This window comes from Janthinobacterium sp. HH104 (assembly GCF_001758715.1).
Taxonomy (GTDB): domain Bacteria; phylum Pseudomonadota; class Gammaproteobacteria; order Burkholderiales; family Burkholderiaceae_D; genus Janthinobacterium; species Janthinobacterium aestuarii.
Genome location: NZ_LRIB01000035.1, coordinates 45271 through 60949, shown reverse-complemented (window position 1 = coordinate 60949; position 15679 = coordinate 45271). Strand labels below are relative to the sequence as shown.

Annotated in this window: 14 protein-coding genes; 3 read left to right on the top strand and 11 right to left on the bottom strand. The window is 63.5% G+C overall.

From position 1 onward, the window contains the following. The first annotated feature begins 9 nt into the window (after positions 1-9). Positions 10-609 (top strand): 2-hydroxychromene-2-carboxylate isomerase, encoded by a 600-nt coding sequence (locus JAB6_RS15200; protein WP_070303490.1) that lies wholly within the window; start codon positions 10-12, stop codon positions 607-609. 2 nt (positions 610-611) lie between these two features. Here the strand turns inward: JAB6_RS15200 and coaD are convergent, their stop codons facing one another. The 5 genes from coaD to JAB6_RS15175 form a co-directional block, all read right to left on the bottom strand. Beyond that, positions 612-1760 (bottom strand): pantetheine-phosphate adenylyltransferase, encoded by a 1149-nt coding sequence (gene coaD, locus JAB6_RS15195; RefSeq protein ID WP_070303489.1) that lies wholly within the window; start codon positions 1758-1760, stop codon positions 612-614. Between the two features lie 94 nt (positions 1761-1854). Continuing rightward, a complete protein-coding gene (locus tag JAB6_RS15190) occupies positions 1855-3189 on the bottom strand; it encodes an ATP-binding protein (RefSeq protein WP_034750754.1) in 1335 nt (444 codons plus the stop codon). Between the two features lie 2 nt (positions 3190-3191). Beyond that, the gene (locus JAB6_RS15185) at positions 3192-3851 is read right to left on the bottom strand and encodes a response regulator transcription factor (RefSeq protein ID WP_034750756.1); all 660 of its coding nucleotides are present in this window, start codon (positions 3849-3851) and stop codon (positions 3192-3194) included. A 31-nt stretch (positions 3852-3882) separates the two neighbouring features. Next, positions 3883-5397, bottom strand: coding sequence for a Do family serine endopeptidase (locus JAB6_RS15180; RefSeq protein WP_070303488.1), 1515 nt, complete (start codon positions 5395-5397; stop codon positions 3883-3885). Between the two features lie 274 nt (positions 5398-5671). Continuing rightward, entirely contained in the window at positions 5672-6139 is a 468-nt protein-coding gene (locus JAB6_RS15175; RefSeq protein WP_070303487.1) for an Hsp20 family protein, read from the bottom strand. Between the two features lie 221 nt (positions 6140-6360). On the opposite strand from JAB6_RS15175, the gene JAB6_RS15170 reads away from it, so the two are divergent. Continuing rightward, the gene (locus JAB6_RS15170) at positions 6361-6711 is read left to right on the top strand and encodes a hypothetical protein (protein WP_034783462.1); all 351 of its coding nucleotides are present in this window, start codon (positions 6361-6363) and stop codon (positions 6709-6711) included. 74 nt (positions 6712-6785) lie between these two features. On the opposite strand, the gene JAB6_RS15165 is transcribed toward JAB6_RS15170, so the two are convergent. From JAB6_RS15165 to imuA, 4 genes are all read right to left on the bottom strand, one after another. Next, entirely contained in the window at positions 6786-7544 is a 759-nt protein-coding gene (locus tag JAB6_RS15165) for a S9 family peptidase (RefSeq protein WP_070303486.1), read from the bottom strand. A 69-nt stretch (positions 7545-7613) separates the two neighbouring features. Continuing rightward, a complete protein-coding gene (locus JAB6_RS15160; RefSeq protein ID WP_070303485.1) occupies positions 7614-8318 on the bottom strand; it encodes a glutathione binding-like protein in 705 nt (234 codons plus the stop codon). An 81-nt stretch (positions 8319-8399) separates the two neighbouring features. Continuing rightward, on the bottom strand, positions 8400-9887 hold the full coding sequence (locus tag JAB6_RS15155) for a DNA polymerase Y family protein (protein WP_070303484.1): 1488 nt from the start codon (positions 9885-9887) through the stop codon (positions 8400-8402). Continuing rightward, positions 9817-10527 (bottom strand): translesion DNA synthesis-associated protein ImuA, encoded by a 711-nt coding sequence (gene imuA, locus JAB6_RS15150; RefSeq protein WP_070303567.1) that lies wholly within the window; start codon positions 10525-10527, stop codon positions 9817-9819. Before imuA ends, JAB6_RS15155 begins: the two co-directional genes overlap by 71 nt. Before the next feature lie 206 nt (positions 10528-10733). Between imuA and JAB6_RS15145 the strand changes: the two genes are divergently transcribed. Continuing rightward, the gene (locus JAB6_RS15145) at positions 10734-11999 is read left to right on the top strand and encodes a putative Na+/H+ antiporter (RefSeq protein WP_070303483.1); all 1266 of its coding nucleotides are present in this window, start codon (positions 10734-10736) and stop codon (positions 11997-11999) included. Positions 12000-12050: 51 nt separating this feature from the next. Here the strand turns inward: JAB6_RS15145 and JAB6_RS15140 are convergent, their stop codons facing one another. Together JAB6_RS15140 and JAB6_RS15135 are read right to left on the bottom strand one after the other, a co-directional pair. After that, a complete protein-coding gene (locus JAB6_RS15140; protein WP_070303482.1) occupies positions 12051-14084 on the bottom strand; it encodes a GNAT family N-acetyltransferase in 2034 nt (677 codons plus the stop codon). Between the two features lie 83 nt (positions 14085-14167). Next, positions 14168-15382 (bottom strand): MFS transporter, encoded by a 1215-nt coding sequence (locus JAB6_RS15135; protein WP_070303481.1) that lies wholly within the window; start codon positions 15380-15382, stop codon positions 14168-14170. Between the last annotated feature and the right edge of the window lie 297 nt (positions 15383-15679).

Below are 15679 nucleotides of genomic sequence, written 5' to 3'. Positions count from 1 at the left end.
AGCGATGCCATGGCCACACTGGAATTCTGGTTCGATTTCGGCAGCAACTACAGCTACCTGAGCGCCATGCGCATCGAAGCGCTGGCGCATGAAAAGAAGGTACATGTGATCTGGAAACCCTTCCTGCTGGGCGTCGTCTTCAAGGCGCTGGGCTGGCAGACATCGCCCTTCATCTTGCAAAAACTCAAGGGCGACTACACGTGGCGCGACATGGCGCGCCAGTGCGAAAAGTACGCGTTGCCATGGCAGCAGCCGGGTTCCTTTCCCCGCACGGCCCTGTTGCCCATGCGTGTGGCCTTGATCGGCGCGGACCAGGGCTGGATTGCGCCGTTTGCGCGCCGCATGATGGCGATGAATTTTGCCGCGGACCGCGATATCGACAACATCGAGGCCGTCAGCGAAGCCTTGGCGGAACTGGGCCTTGATGCGCGCGCCGTGCTGGCGCTGGCTTTGACACAAGATAACAAGCTGCGGCTGCGCCGCCAGACCGAGCAGGCACAAGCGCTGAACCTGTTCGGCGCCCCCAGCTTCATCAGCGCAGGGGAATTATTCTGGGGCAATGACCGGCTCGAGGATGCACTGCTGCATGCAGCAGCCAGCCGCCGCTAAACTCAACTCCCCGCCAGCGCCGCGATCTCTTTGCGCATATTGTCTATCGCCCGCTCGTTGTACTGGTCGGCGAAATACGCATCGCCAAACAGCTGGCCCGCCTGCGCCTTGGCGCTCAGGTGCTGCAGGGCCAGGCCCCGCTGTTCGTTGAAGCGCACGGGGTCCACGTGCGCGTATTCTCTTCCGATCGCTTGCGTATACGCTTGATACACTTCTTCATCCTGCCCCAGGATGGCCAGGTCGGCGCTGAGCATGGCGTCCTTCAGCGCATGGCTGATGCCGGGTCCCTGGAAGTGATCGGTGGCGCGTATCAATTGCGCCACATCCAGGTTGTCGCCCGCATCGAGGCCGCTGGCCAGCCACAGCTGGGCGCTCGCCTCTTCGCTCGAATACAGGGCATCGTCGTCGTGGCTGTAGACGGCGTCGTGGAACCAAAACGCCTTCTTGACCAGCGCGCTGTCGCGCTTGGGCGCAAAGGTATTGTCGGCCCACACCCGGATCTCGGACAGGCCATGCACCAGATGGTCGAGGTTGTGATAGTGGCGGTCCGCGCCGCCATACGCCTGCGGTCCCGTCAGGTGCGCGAACCAGTGGTCCGCCAGTGCGATGTCATCTTGCGAGGCGGTCGCATAGTTCCACAGCGCTTCCCACTCCTTGCGCAGGCAGTCGAGTATCCATGCCTGGTAGGCGGGACCGGGGACGAATTTCTTCATGGTCCAGTTCCAGCCCACAGGGCCTTCCAGCGCCTTGACGAAGCTGGAACTGACGGAGCCGAGGTCGCGCGGCGGCATCACGAAGATGGTCTTGGCGCCCTGCAGCACGTCCACGTTCGTTTGCTGAATCAGGTTTTCATAGTCGAAATCGGCCGTTGTGCGGATGCCGCGGATCAGGTAGTCGCAGCCGTGCTTTTTCGCCGCGCGGGCCGTGTAGTCGCCCTTGACGATGACCACCTGCACATTGTCCCAGCCGCACTCGCGCGCGCTCTGTTCGATGATGCGCTTGCGGTCTTCGGCGGGAAATTGGGGACGTTTTGCGGGGTTTTGCGACAGGAACACGATCACCTCGTCGGCGAGCGAACGCGCTTCGCCGATCACCCACATATGGCCGTTGGTGATGGGGTCGAGGGTTCCTGAAAAGCCGATCTTCTGCATGCTGCGCTCCGTTTGCTTGATTGCTTATTGCGCAGACAATATATGCCAGCGGCGCGCGCGTCAATGCAACATGCCAAAGATCATGATCAAAACGCTATTTTTTCACGGCTTGCGGGAATTCCACGCGCACGCACAAACCACCCAGGCGCTCGGATTTATCGAGCACCAGGCGCGCGCCGTGGCGCTCGGCGATGGCCTTGATGATGGCCAGGCCCAGGCCGCTGCCGTTGGCGTCCGTGCCGGGCACGCGGTAGAAGCGGCTGAAGACACGCTCGCGCTCCTCGGGCGGGATGCCGGGGCCGCTGTCTTCCACGGACAAGGTCACGCCGACGGGGCTGGCTCGCAGGTCGATATCGACCGTGCCGCCCTGCGGCGTGTACTTGATGGCGTTGTCGACCAGGTTGCGCAGCATGATGTTGAGCGCATCGGCCTGCCCCGCCACCTTGGCCGCATCCATGTGATGCAGGCCCAGGTCGATCTTGCGCGCCTGCGCGATGCCGGCCATGTCGCCCAGCGCGCGCTTGACGACGTCGTTCAAGTCCACCGCCTGCAACTGGTCGCCGCTGGCGGCGCTCGCTTCCTGGCGCGCCAGCACCAGCAACTGCTCGACCAGGCGCGTGGCCCGTTCGATGCCGGCGCTCACGCGAGAGATCGCCAGGCTGCGCTTTTCCTGCGATTCGGCCCGCTCCAGGCTCAATACCTGCAGTTTCAAGGCCGCCAGCGGCGTGCGCAATTCATGGGCGGCGTCGGCAACGAAATGCTGCTGCGCGTCGAACGCCGTTTTGACGCGGCCGAACAGCAAGTTCAGCTCATGCACCAGCGGGCGCACTTCGTCGGGCAAGCCCGCTTCCGAAACGGGCGACAGATCGTCCGCCTGGCGCGCCGCCACCTGTTTGCGCACGCGCGAAACGGGCGCCAGCGAACCGCTGACGACCCACCAGACGACGAGCATCAAAATCGGCGCCATCAGCGCGATGGGCCCCACCGTGCGCAGCGCCAGGCTGCCGGCCATGCGCTTGCGCACGGCCATGTCCTGGGCGATCTGCACGGTCTGGGAACTGGTTTGCACGGAGAAGATGCGGTAGGTCGTGCCGTTCGCCTTCACGTTCGAAAAGCCCAGCACGGCGCGCTGCGGCAGTTCCGCGCGCGTGATCGAACGGAACACCTGCACGCCGTCCGGCGTCCACACCTGCACCACCATGTCGTTGTTGACGGGGTCTGCCGGCAAGGCTTGCGCATGGTTGGCCAGCGGCGCGCCGGAGCGCAGCGACAAAGCCATCTGCTGCATGTGGTAATCGAAGATCTGATCGGCGTCGTACAAGGCGCTGCGGTAGGCGATCGACGCTTGCGCCAGGGCAGCCATGATAATGGCCGCTAGCAAAAACCACAGCAGGCGGCCGCGCAGCGAATGCGTCACCGTGACCTTCATCCTCATGCCTTGGGCACCATGTAGCCGAGGCCGCGCACGTTCTGGATCAAGTCGCTGCCCAGCTTCTTGCGCAAGCCATGGATATACACTTCCACGGCATTGCTGTTGACTTCATCCTTCCAGCTGTACAGTTTTTCTTCCAGCTGCGCGCGCGACAGCACGATGCCGGGGCGCGCGATCAAGGCTTCCAGCACGGCCCATTCGCGCGCCGACAGATTGACGGGATGCCCTTCGGCGATCACTTCGCGCGTCAGCGGATTGATGGAAACGCCCTGGTGTTCGAAGACCGGTTCCGGCCGCCCCGAGGCGCGCCGCAGCAAGGCACGGATGCGCGCCAGCAGTTCGTCAAGGTCATACGGCTTCAAGACGTAATCGTCGGCGCCCGCGTCGAGGCCGGCGATGCGCTGCTCGATGGCGTCGCGCGCCGTGGCTACCAGCACGGGCGTGTCGAGTTTGCGCAAGCGCATCGAGCGCAGCACGTCGAGGCCATCCTTGCGCGGCAAGCCCAGGTCCAGCAATACCAGGTCATAGGTCTGCGTCTGCAGGGCCGTATCGGCCATATCGCCATCCTTGACCCAGTCCACTGCGTAATGCTCGGCGCGCAGCAAATCGAGCACCACCTCGCCGATCATCGTATCGTCTTCTACCAGCAATAAGCGCATGGCTTGCCTCTCTATCTCGTTACTCTTGTTTTCAGCCCAAACGCACCGGAATAAAAATCTTGTCGGGTCCCCGCTGTATCAGCAAGGCGACCGACTTGGCGGATTTTTCCACCACGTCGCGCACCTGCTCGACCGTGTTGACGGGACGGCCATTGACCGACAATAGCACGTCGCCCGGCTGCACCCCTGCGTTGGCGGCAGCACCGCCAGCGTCTTCCACCAGCAGGCCGGCGCTGATGCCCGCCTCGCGTTTTTCATCCGATTGTAACGGACGCAGGGCCAGGCCCAGCTTTACCTTGCCAGCGGCGCTGTCGCTCTTCGCCACGTCGGCCACCTTGTCGGCCGCATTGCCCAAGGTTGCCGTCAGGCTGACGATCTTGCCGTCACGCCAGACATCCATCGTGATCTTGTCGCCTGGCAAGGACGTGCCCACCAGCGCCGGCAAGTCCGCAGAGCCGATGATGCGCTGGCCATTCACCTTGCGCACCACATCGCCAGATTTCAGGCCCGCCTTGTCGGCCGGGCTGCCCCGCTCCACGTTGGCGACCAAGGCGCCTTCCGGCGTGGCCAGCTTGAACGAGTCGGCAAAGCCCTGGTTCACTTCCTGCACCGTCACGCCCAGCTTGGCGTGGCTGGCCTTGCCCGTGGCGACGATCTGGTCCTTGATGCGGCCGGCCAAGTCGATCGGGATGGCGAACGACAGGCCCTGGAAGCCGCCCGTCTGGCTGTAGATCTGCGAATTGATGCCGACCACTTCGCCGCGCGTGTTGAACAGCGGGCCGCCCGAGTTTCCGGGGTTCACTGCAACGTCCGTCTGGATGAACGGCACATTGCTGTCGTCGGGCAGGGAACGCCCCTTGGCGCTGACGACGCCGGCCGTCACCGTGCTGTCGAAGCCATAAGGAGAACCGATGGCCAGCACCCACTCGCCTACTTTCAGGTCGCTCGAATGGCCGAGCGGCACGACGGGCAGGTTGTTGGCGTCGATTTTCAGCACGGCGATATCGGTCTTCGGATCCGTGCCCAGCACCTTGGCGCGGAATTCGCGGCGGTCGTTGAGCTTGACGGTCACTTCGCGCGCATCGCGCACCACGTGGGCGTTCGTCATGATGACGCCGTCGGGACTGACGATGAAGCCGGAACCAAGGCCATGCGTGGGCACGTCGCGGCCACCGCGCTGCCCGCCTTGCGGCCCCTGGAAGCGGCGGAAGAATTCGAAGAACGGGTCGTTGCCGAAGTCGTCATTGCCGGCTTGGGCCGAGGGGTCGTAAGCCACCTTGGTGCTGCCCGTCACGCTGATATTGACGACGGCCGGGCTGTTGCGCGCGGCGATCTGGCTAAAGTCGGGCAAGGCCACCAGCGGCGCGCTGGCGGCGGGCGCCACGGCGGCAGCCACGGGGGTGCCTGGGGCAGCGGCAGCGGCATTCGCGCCGGCATTGTTCTGATGCACCACCATGGCGCCACCGGCGCCCAGCACACCGATCGCGGCCAGCGCGGCTACGGTGCGTTTGATTTTCAGGGATGCGGTATTCGTTTGCTGTTCCATGAATTGCTCCTCATTTAATGAGATTTTGATGTCTGCAATAGTGGGCCACGAGTCTTAGGCGGTGCTTAACATTTTTCTATTTGGAAACAGGTATTTGCGCCTTTAAGCATGGCTTAATCTGGCCTGCAGCATGCACCTTGCATGGCGCTCAATGAAGGGCCCGAACAGGCTCCAGACGTGACACTGGCCGGATCAACCGGCCAGTATTTTACTGCATGGGGAGGAAGGGAACCCTCCCGGCTGCCAGGGCGCCCGAAGGGGCGCCACGATCAGATCAGGCCGCTTGACGCTGTTCCAGCGCATTGACGTTAGCGGCGGTGCCGCTGCCGGCGCCGATCTCGATCTTGCGCGGTTTCAGGGCTTCCGGCACTTCACGCACCAGGTCGATGGTCAGCATGCCGTTTTCAAACGTGGCGCCCGTGACCTTCACATGGTTGGCCAGCTGGAAACGCTGTTCGAAATCGCGGGCAGCGATGCCGCGGTGCAAGAACGTGCGCTCGACGCCATCTTTCTGCTTGCGGCCCGTGACGTGCAGGGAGTCGCGTTCGGTGATGATGTCGATCTCTTCGCGCGAGAAGCCGGCCAATGCCATCACGATGCGGTACTTGTCTTCCGATACCAGTTCGATGTTGTACGGCGGATAGCTCGGTTGCGCATCGGCGCGTTGTTCGTTGAGCAGCTGTGCCAGGCGGTCAAAGCCAATGGCGGAACGGTAGAGGGGAGCAAGGTCAAAAGTACGCATGATAAATATCCTTTTCAAATGAAGCGATAAGAGGGGCGGACCTCACGATGAGCATCCGCTTGTTACCGATATACGGCCTGTCCCGCCCCTTTCAAGGCCTTGAAATTGGCGAAAAGCGCCCCAGACGCCGCGAAATTTGTAAGAAAATTTTACATGACCCATCCCGGGGATTTTGCATGGCGCCCCCCATGCGGGGCCGGCTTTTGGTGTATGCTGACGGCATGAACAATGACACCGACATCCAGCTCAGCGGCCCCTTCAAGGCCACCGACGGCTCCGGCCGTGCCCACGACATCAAGGCCATCCGCATCTTCGACGAAGGCTACGGCATCATCGACGTCTACGTCGATTTCGCCGCCCCGCTCGAAGCGGGCGCCTACAAGGACAAGACCCTGGTCGGCCACATCCTAGCCCGCCTGCGCAGCCTCGGCTACGTGGGCCCCGACTTCGGCCATGGCGACCTGGGCTTGCAAGACAAGAAACTGATCGTTCTGGAAGCGCCCGAGGAATTCTCGGCCTTTGCCGTGAGCAAGGGCTGGAAGGATCTTTCGGCCGAGTTTGACGAAGACTGATCCGTTTTCTCCCCCATCTGCGCCGCGCCAGCTTCTGCTGCCGCGGCGTTTTTCATGGGCGGCCGCTTAGTTACTTAGCTGATATAGCGCGCACTCCACGCGGCAATCACGTTGGCGACATAGGCCGCGTCATCGCGCCCCGTCAACAGATGGTCGGCATCGTCGAGCGAAACGAAGCTTTTCGGGTGCTTGGCCGCCGTAAAGATATCCATCGCATTCGACAGGCTGACCGTCGTGTCGTTCGGTGCGTGCATCACCAGCAGAGCGCGGCGCAGGCCGGCGATGTGCTCTTTTAAGCTGTGGCTGCCCGCGTCGTCGACGAATTGCTGGCGGATGCGGAAGGGCCGCCCTTCCAGCTGCACCAGCGCTTCGCCTTCGGCGGCGATTTTCTCGAGGTGGTCGCTGAACATGCGCGTCACGTAGGCGGGCGTGCTCGGCGCGGCCAGGGTGGCGATGGCGGTCGCTTCCGGCACTTGCGACGCGGCGGCCAGCACGGCGGCACCGCCCAGGCTGTGGCCGATCAGCAATTGCGGCGCGGCGTGTCTGGCCCGCAAAAAGTCGGCGGCGGCGACCAGGTCGTCCACGTTCGACGAGAAATTCGTGGCGGCGAACTCGCCTTCGCTGGCGCCAAGCCCCGTGAAGTCGAAGCGCAGCACGGCAATGCCGTGTTCCGTCAAGCCTTGCGCGATGCGCCGCGCGGCCAGCACGTCCTTGCCGCAAGTAAAACAGTGGGCGAACAGCGCATAGGCGCGGATGGCGCCATCGGGCGCATCGAGGCGCGCCGCCAGCACATGGCCGTGCGCGCCGGGAAAGTCTTGCCGGGTGGATTTCATTGTCTCAGATCAAAGCTGCCGCGCAGCGCGGCCGATGGCGCATTGTAGCGCTGTCCGGCCACGGCTGTTTTAGCCACGCGATGGTATGTCGAGCCCCTTGATGACGGCAGGCCGGGCCAGGAAAGCATCCAGCACGCGCTGCACATTCGGGAAGTTGCTAAAACCGACGAGATCGCCCGCGCCATAGAAACCCACCAGGCAGCGCACCCACGGGAAGATGGCGATGTCGGCAATCGTGTATTGGCTGCCCATGATCCAGTCGCGGCCCTGCAGGCGCTGCTCGAGCACGCCCAGCAAACGCTTCGCCTCGCCGAGATAGCGCTCGAGCGGACGCTTGTCCTTGTAATCCTTGCCGGCGAATTTGTGGAAGAAGCCCACCTGGCCGAACATGGGGCCGATACCGCCCATCTGGAACATCAGCCACTGTATCGTTTCATAGCGCAGGCCCGCGTTCTCGGGAATGAACTTTCCCGTCTTTTCGGCCAGGTACAGCAGGATGGCGCCCGACTCGAACAGGGCCAGCGGCTTGCCATCGGGGCCGTTCGGATCGAGGATGGCGGGAATCTTGTTGTTGGGATTGAGCGACAGGAAGGCGGGCGATGTCTGGTCGTTTGTCTCGAAGCTGACCAGGTGCGGCTCGTACGCCAGGCCCAGCTCTTCCAGCAGGATCGAAACCTTGATGCCGTTCGGCGTCGGCAGCGAATACAGCTGCAGGCGCTCGGGATGCTGGGCAGGCCATTTTTGGGTGATGGGGAAGTCGGAAAGCTGTGTCATGGATATCCTTCGTTTCAATTAAATATGCGGCGCCGGGAAGCCAGTATAGCCAAGCATGGCAGTTTCAGCAGGACAGCCCATTCAGCCAAACAAGCCATGCAAAAACCAGCGCGGCGCGGCGTCTTCTCCGCTGCCGGCGATGCGTTCGCGGTAGACCCAGTAATGGGCGTGGTCGAGGCCTTCGGCGATGAAATAATCGCGCGCCTGCGACTGGCCCCACCAGCCCGCCTCTATGCGTTCGGCAACGGACACCATTTTCAGAGGCGAGCCATAAAACGGCCGGTGCTCGCGCATCAGCAGGGCGATGGGCTGGGCCAGCAGCCAGCCGGGACGGGGCATGCCGGGCAAGCCGGGCGGCAAGTCCGGCTGCGCGTTTTTTGCGCCGGCCTTGGCCGGCAGCGGCAGCCACTGGTTGGCCGCTTCGGGGCGGTAATCGGCGCGCGGCGCGGCCTGCAAGACATTGTCCGTGCCCAGGCGCGCCACCAGCAATTCCAGCAGGCGCTGGCGTTCCTGCGGCGTGCCGCCCGGCTCGGGAAACAGGCTGTCGCTGGGCGGCGCCATCGGCTGCACCTGCAGCGCTTCCAGGGTCAGGCCGATCACGGGCGCCTCCAGCACCAGCTGCGCCAGGCGCTCCTGGAGCAGGCGCACCAGGTGCTCGTCGCGCCACACGGCCTCGCCCAGCGCCAGGTCGATGACGGTGGGCGGGCGCGCCACCCTGCCCCGTTCGTGCGCCAGCAGCAATTGAATGCGCTCGACGGCAAATTGCCGCGCGCACAGCCAGCCCGTCATTTGCAGCAGCAGGCGGCGCGCGCCGAACAGCAGCGCGTCCGCGTGCTCCACGCGGTCGAACAATTCCAGGTTGGCGCGGAACGTGGGCGGCGCTTCGAGCCACACGAACAATTCCGTGCTGTGGCCATGCGCATCGTCGAGCATATCGAGCAAGGCTGCGCCGCAACGGCGCTGCAAGCCGGGCCGGGGCAAGTGGCGCAGTTGCCCCAGGGTGCGGCAGCCGATGCCCTCGAACCAGTCGAGGTAAGGGCGCGCGGGCGGCAGCAAGGCGCACGGCAGGCCGTCGAGGCGGCGGGTGAGACTGGCCATGCCCAGCACGCGGCGCCGGCGCGTAGCGGCGCGCGCCAGCAGCCAGGCGCCGCGCGCCGTGGGTGCGCACGATAACTGGGCCGTGTAGCCGAGCGCGCGCAAGCTGGCCTCGATGTGCCGGCACAGGGCGCGCACGCCGCCGAACAGGCGCAAGCTGGCGCCCGCATCGACCAGCAGGGTCGCTTCCTCGCCCTGCGCCACCAGCGGTGAATATTGCAGCAGCGCCAGCGCCACCGCTTGCAAGGCTTGCGCTTCCAGTTCAGGCGAGCGCTCGTGCAGGCGCGCCTGCGGCGCCAGCATCAGCGCACCGGCGCGGCGCATGCCCGGCTTGATGCCGGCCGCCCGCGCCAGCGGCGACACGGCCATCACTTGCTCCTGCTCCAGCACTACGCCCAGGCTGTCAGCCGACCAGCGCGGGCAAAACACTTCGAACGGGAGCCGGGGCAGGCACAGGCCGATCCAGAGTCGCATGGCGTCGCAATAATGAAGGAGGTTGCAGGGGCAGGAACAGGGGCGCGTCGCGCTGCGGTCCCCGGCGCTTGATGAAGCCGATCTCGATACCGCCGGCGGCCGGGCGCACGGACAGGCGCAGCGGCGCCGGCGACGCATCCTGGGCGGCGTGCAGCGGGCGCAGCATGCAGAACAGGGTGTTGCCGCTTTGCGCGGCCAGGTGCAGGCGGCGCAGGCTGTCGGCGCGCACGTGCGGCTGCCAGAACAGCAAGGCGCCGCAGGTACCACTGCGCAAGATGTTTTCCGCCGCCCACAAGGCATCCTTGCTGCCGGCGCTTTTGAGCCACAGCAGTTGCGATGGCGCCAGTCCCTGCGCGGCCAGGGCCAGCGCCTGCGGCGGATGGGGCGGCTGCAACAGCACGATGGGCAAGCCCGGCAGTTGCGCCAACGCGGGGGCCAGCAGCCGCAATTCGCCGCTGCCCGGCTGCTGCACCAGCAGATCGATCAGGCTGCCGCTGGGCCAGCCGCCGCCGGACAGCTGCGCGGACAGGGCGGCAAAGCCCGTGTCCAGGCAGCGCGTGGCGCCCTGCCCCAGCTGCGATGCACGCCACAAGGACGGGTGCAAGGCTTCCGGCGAGGCCATCAATTGAGAATGTTGCATCATTGGATAGATAGATGAATACTGTATGCATATACAGTACTATCCAGCTCCACTTTTGGCAAGGTTTATCTGACTGCCGCTACCGCCGGGGCCGCTCCGCCATGTCCGAAAAACCCCGTTTTCGGCATCGATTGCTGTACCATAAGCACTCTCCTTACCGGTTGGCAACGTACCAGCCGGCTTCCTCCGTCCATAAGGAAACGCATTTGACCACCATCCAAATCATCAGCGCCATCGTCTTCGGCCTTGCGCTCATCCACACCTTTGCCGCCAAGTCGTTTGAAACCTTGTCGCGGCGCCATCCCCGCCATGCGGGCCTGCTGCACTTGCTGGGCGAAGTCGAAGTCGTGTTCGGCTTCTGGGCCTTTATCCTGATCCTCATCATGGCCTTTGTCTCGGGCAGCGATGCGGCCATCGAGTATGCCGAGTCGCGCCATTACACGGAGCCCCTGTTCGTCTTTGTCGTCATGGTCGTGGCCGCCTCGCGCCCTGTGCTCGACGCCGTGCAGCGCCTGTTGAAAAGCGTGGCGCGCGTGATGCCGCTGCGCACGGAACTGGGCCTCGTCTGGCTGGGCCTGGCGCTCGTACCCCTGACGGGCTCATTGATCACGGAACCGGCCGCCATGACCCTGGCCGCGCTGATGCTGGCGCCGCAAATCTTCCGCCCTGGCATCCCTGAATGGCTGAAATACGGCGCGCTGGGCGTGCTCTTCGTCAACGTTTCCATCGGCGGCACCCTGACTTCGTACGCGGCGCCGCCCGTGCTGATGGTGGCCACCACGTGGAACTGGGACAGCGCCTACATGGCCAGCCATTTCGGCTGGAAGGCCGCCATCGCCGTACTCGTCAACGCCACGGGCGTGAGCATATTGCTGCGCAAATACCTGCACAGCAACACTTCCGACATCAAGCCGAAGGCCGGCGATGTGGAAGCGCCAAAAGTGCCGCTGGCCGTCAGCCTCGTGCACATGATCGTGCTGGCCGGCGTGGTGACCCTGGCGCACCATCCCGTGCTGTTCATCGGCCTGTTCCTGTTCTTCCTCGGCTTCGTGCAGGCGTACGAGCGCTATCAAAGCCCGCTGATCCTCAAGGAAGGCTTGCTGGTCGGCTTCTTCCTGGGCGGCCTGGTGGTACTGGGCGGCATGCAGCAATGGTGGCTGCAACCCATCGTCTCGAGCCTGAAGCCGCTGGCCCTGTTCTTCGGCGCCCTGGGCTTGACGGCCATTACCGACAATGCGGCCCTCACTTACCTCGGTTCGCTGATCGTCGGCATGACGGACGAAGCAAAATACATGCTGATGGCCGGCGCCGTGGCCGGTGGCGGCCTGACCGTCATCGCCAATGCGCCGAACCCGGCCGGCGTGGCCCTGCTGCGCCGCGGCTTCAAGGATGAATCGATCGGCGCCGTCGGCCTGCTGGCCGGCGCCCTGCTGCCGACGGCCGTGGCGGCCTTGGCCTTCCTCGCTTTGTAACGCTACTCACGGGGCGGCTGCCGGCCGCCCCCTGCTTCCTCAATTTCCTCCTCAGTTACCCTCATACACGAGAAAATGCAGCCGGTCATAGAACAGGCTGTAGGCATAGTCGAACGTGCCCACGCTGCGAAAGCCCTTGTGCAGATACACTTGCAGCGCTTCGCTCTTTTCCCACACCGTCAGAGTGATGCGCGCGCAGCCCTTGCGGCTGGCCAGGTCGCGGATTTCATGGAACATTTGCCTGAATAAACCCTGGCCCCGGTATTTCTCGTCGATGGCCAGGCTGCTGACGAAACAGTCGTCGGCATGCGCATGCGCGAGCACGAATTCATCATACGCATCGTCGAGCGCCTTCATGTCGTCACGGTAATAGGAGACGGCGCCGCAGGCCTGGAACTCGTCCATCGTCGCGGCCGTGAAAAAGCCGATGAAACGCCCGTCCTCGTCATGCAGGCCGTGGATGTGCGCCAGATACGGGTCGATGTTTTGCCGCCGCTGCAATTCGACGAATTGCAGATTCAATTTATTACCGAACGAGCAGTATTCGAGGTAGCTGGTGGCAAACAGCAGCTTCGCCATGCGGTTCTTCGTCTCGTCGTCCAGCAGTTCGCCCGGCACCAGCGTGAGCGGTGCATGCGACAGCAAATCCGCCTGCGCCTCGTCACCTGGCGGGGCGGCATCGCTGGCGGCCGGCATGCGGCTGCCGTGGCGGCCGACGGTCGGGCGCCAGAAAGCACCGGCGGCAATATGCTGCGAACGGTGGGCCAGCAGGTAGCGGCAAAAGACGCTATTCACGCGGTCGAGCTGCGGGTCGTCCGACAGCACCGAGTAATAGTGGAAATGGTCGATGTCGGCACGCAGCTGAGCCGCATAGGCCATACGCGGCACTTCCTCGATATCGAACACATCGACGATGTCGGGCAGGATCAAAGGATCGTCAAGCTGCCAGCCGATCTCGTCGAGCCGCGCCACGCAACGCGCATACGCGCGCCGTTCCTCGTCGCTCAAGGGAATGTGCATGTCGGTAATGATATCGTCCAGCAAGCGCATGCCGCGGATGCCGCCCGCCACCGCTTCCCGCGCACCGTCATACAGCACGCAATAGCGCTGGTAGAACTCGGCATGGCTGAGCACGGTCACGCCCAGGTTCTTCTTCCATTCCGCATAGAACTGGCCAAACAGCTGCGCCTCGAATTGCGGGCAGGAACGGGGAATCTGCGCGTCGATGCCCGCATAGGCGAGGTTCACATTGCGCTGGATCACGCGCAGCGCGGCATCGTTCTTCTTGGCGATCAGCATGCCCGTTTCATCGAGAAACAGATTCATCCAGCTGACATGCCGGCGCTCTTCGCTGCCATCCTCCTTGCGCTGGAAATAATCGGGCACTTCCGGCTTCATCAGGAAAATCGTCGCCGGATTATGCGGGATCGTATCGACATCCATATACATGCCCCCGTATTCGCACATGATGAGGATGCGGAAGTAATCGGACAAGGTGGCGAAGTAGCGCTGCGTATGCAGGATATCGAGGATATCGAAGCGGGCCGGCGCGAAATCGAGCGCCAGCGCGCGCAGCGAGTTGATATGCAGGGTCGTGCCGCCGATCGCGTAGCGGCCTATCGTGTAGCGCCCGGCGCCGCCCGTGGGGCTGAAGCGCTCGTCATTGCGCAGCTGCTGCGCATCCCATACCCACAGGATGGAGACATATGGCGCGCCGCCGTTGCGCCGCACCTCTTCCAGCGCCGCGCCCCACTGCCCGATCGCTTCGGCTGCGATGGCCGGCAATGGGCCGCCCATCCAGATGCGGTGCAGGTAGCGCTCGTCGTCGCCGAGCGCGCGCGTGGGAATGCAGCTGAGCGAGGAACAGCTTGCCGCGTTGAAATGGTTGAAGTTCAGGGCGACGAAGCTGCGCAGGGCGGCGATGCCCGTCTGGTGCTCCACGGCCAGTTGCTCCAGGTCGCTGCCGGCCGGCCGGACATCGGCCAGGGTGATGTAATCGAGTTTCAGCCGGTTGATGCGGAACTCGTATTCGAGGTTGAAAATCTTTGCTTGATCGTGTTTCGAGGCCAGGTCATCTATTTTCATGGGCGCACCATTTTCCGCAGGAGAGTGTCAATAAACTTCGCAGGAGGTAAAGCAAGGTCGAGAACAGGCGCATCGTTGCGCCATCAGTGCCGGGCCAGCCGCACCCCGCTTTCCCGGCGCCCCGCCATGCCCCGCGTAAACAGCAGCAGGCAGGCCGTGATGGCCACGATGACGGGAATATTGAGCAGCGCATACGTTTCCAGCGCATAGCCGAAGCGCTGGCACAGCACGTTGTACAGCTGCAGCCAAGCGGACAGATAAATGCAGTACAGCAAGCTCATGGCGGCCGTCGTCAAGGTCATCGCCTCCTTGCTGGCCGTGATCGCGCTGCGTATCAGCGCGCCGTTGAACAGGCCGAAACCAATGGAATAGACAAACATGCAGGCGGCAAACACGTCGACGTGATGGCGGCCCGCGCCGGCACCCAGCATGCCGGCGGCCGCGATCAGCCCGCCCAGGCGCAGCAGGGAGACGAGGGGAAAATCCTGGCGCAGGCGCTGGATGGCGATGCTGCTGAGGACAAAACCCGACAAGATCACGCATTGCAGGGCGATATACGTGGCGTAGGACGCGCCCATTTCCTGCAGCACGAAGATGGGTGAAAAGCCGATCCAGGCCGTCAGAGGCACGGTGGCCAGCCCGGCCGTGAACATGCCGAACATGAAGCGGCCATTGCTGAAAATGGCCGCGTAGCTGCGCATGATGGCGGCCAGGTCCGGGCGCGTGACCTTGGGGACCGCGCGCGGCATGGTCTTGAACAGGCCCAGCAAGGACAGCAGCGCCAGCAGAGCCGACAGGAAAAAGACGTAGCGCCAGTCCAGCCGGCTGATGATGGCGCTGCCGAGGATGGGGCCGGCCAGAGGCGCGAGGATGGTGGTGCTCGACAGAATGCTGCTCAGCTTGACGGCCGCCATGTCGTCGAACAGTTCATGGATCATGGCATAGCCGATGAAGATGAAGCAGCAGCCCATGCCCTGGATGAAACGCACGGCAAGAAATTGCTCGATCGAGGCGGTCAATGGCACGGCCAAGGTGGCCAGCAGGAACAAGGTATTGCCGGTCAACACCAGCTTGCGCTTGCCGATGGTGTCGGCCAAGGGCCCGAGGAAAATCTGCAGCGAGCTGCCGCCCAGCAGATACAGGCTCAGGGACAGGGGAACGAACTTTTTCTCCGCCTGGAACTCCTCGACGATGCCCAGCATCGCCGGCATGATCATGTCGTTCGACAGATAGATATTGAGTTCAAAGACAAGGAAAAACGCAAAAAACCACAGCAACTGCTTCGACTTGATGGACATGGCGCGTTCCGTAACGTGGGTGGCTGCCGTCAGTGCGTATCAGCCGTCGGGGCATGGGACGGCGGACACGGTTTCACACTGAAAACGTGTACCAATTGTATACCAGTTCGCATTTTTAGCGCCTGTTTTTGTGATTTTTAAATACCGCAGCAATACCACTTGAGTGAAATCCATGGTACTGCGGTATTCAGAATTCAGGCTGAAAAGGGCGCGGCCAGCGTGCCGGCGCGCTGGCCGCGGCCCTGCGGGGAAAGGGAGAACGGTGCGTACCAGTGCCAGCGCACCGTTGCGGCGCGC

What these genes read in the sequence shown, in the direction of transcription:
- JAB6_RS15200 (WP_070303490.1), top strand. Translation starts at nt 10, where the DNA reads ATGGCCACACTGGAATTCTGGTTCGATTTCGGCAGCAACTACAGCTAC.
- coaD (WP_070303489.1), bottom strand. Translation starts at nt 1,760, where the DNA reads ATGCAGAAGATCGGCTTTTCAGGAACCCTCGACCCCATCACCAACGGC.
- JAB6_RS15190 (WP_034750754.1), bottom strand. Translation starts at nt 3,189, where the DNA reads ATGAAGGTCACGGTGACGCATTCGCTGCGCGGCCGCCTGCTGTGGTTT.
- JAB6_RS15185 (WP_034750756.1), bottom strand. Translation starts at nt 3,851, where the DNA reads ATGCGCTTATTGCTGGTAGAAGACGATACGATGATCGGCGAGGTGGTG.
- JAB6_RS15180 (WP_070303488.1), bottom strand. Translation starts at nt 5,397, where the DNA reads ATGGAACAGCAAACGAATACCGCATCCCTGAAAATCAAACGCACCGTA.
- JAB6_RS15175 (WP_070303487.1), bottom strand. Translation starts at nt 6,139, where the DNA reads ATGCGTACTTTTGACCTTGCTCCCCTCTACCGTTCCGCCATTGGCTTT.
- JAB6_RS15170 (WP_034783462.1), top strand. Translation starts at nt 6,361, where the DNA reads ATGAACAATGACACCGACATCCAGCTCAGCGGCCCCTTCAAGGCCACC.
- JAB6_RS15165 (WP_070303486.1), bottom strand. Translation starts at nt 7,544, where the DNA reads ATGAAATCCACCCGGCAAGACTTTCCCGGCGCGCACGGCCATGTGCTG.
- JAB6_RS15160 (WP_070303485.1), bottom strand. Translation starts at nt 8,318, where the DNA reads ATGACACAGCTTTCCGACTTCCCCATCACCCAAAAATGGCCTGCCCAG.
- JAB6_RS15155 (WP_070303484.1), bottom strand. Translation starts at nt 9,887, where the DNA reads ATGCGACTCTGGATCGGCCTGTGCCTGCCCCGGCTCCCGTTCGAAGTG.
- imuA (WP_070303567.1), bottom strand. Translation starts at nt 10,527, where the DNA reads ATGCAACATTCTCAATTGATGGCCTCGCCGGAAGCCTTGCACCCGTCC.
- JAB6_RS15140 (WP_070303482.1), bottom strand. Translation starts at nt 14,084, where the DNA reads ATGAAAATAGATGACCTGGCCTCGAAACACGATCAAGCAAAGATTTTC.
- JAB6_RS15135 (WP_070303481.1), bottom strand. Translation starts at nt 15,382, where the DNA reads ATGTCCATCAAGTCGAAGCAGTTGCTGTGGTTTTTTGCGTTTTTCCTT.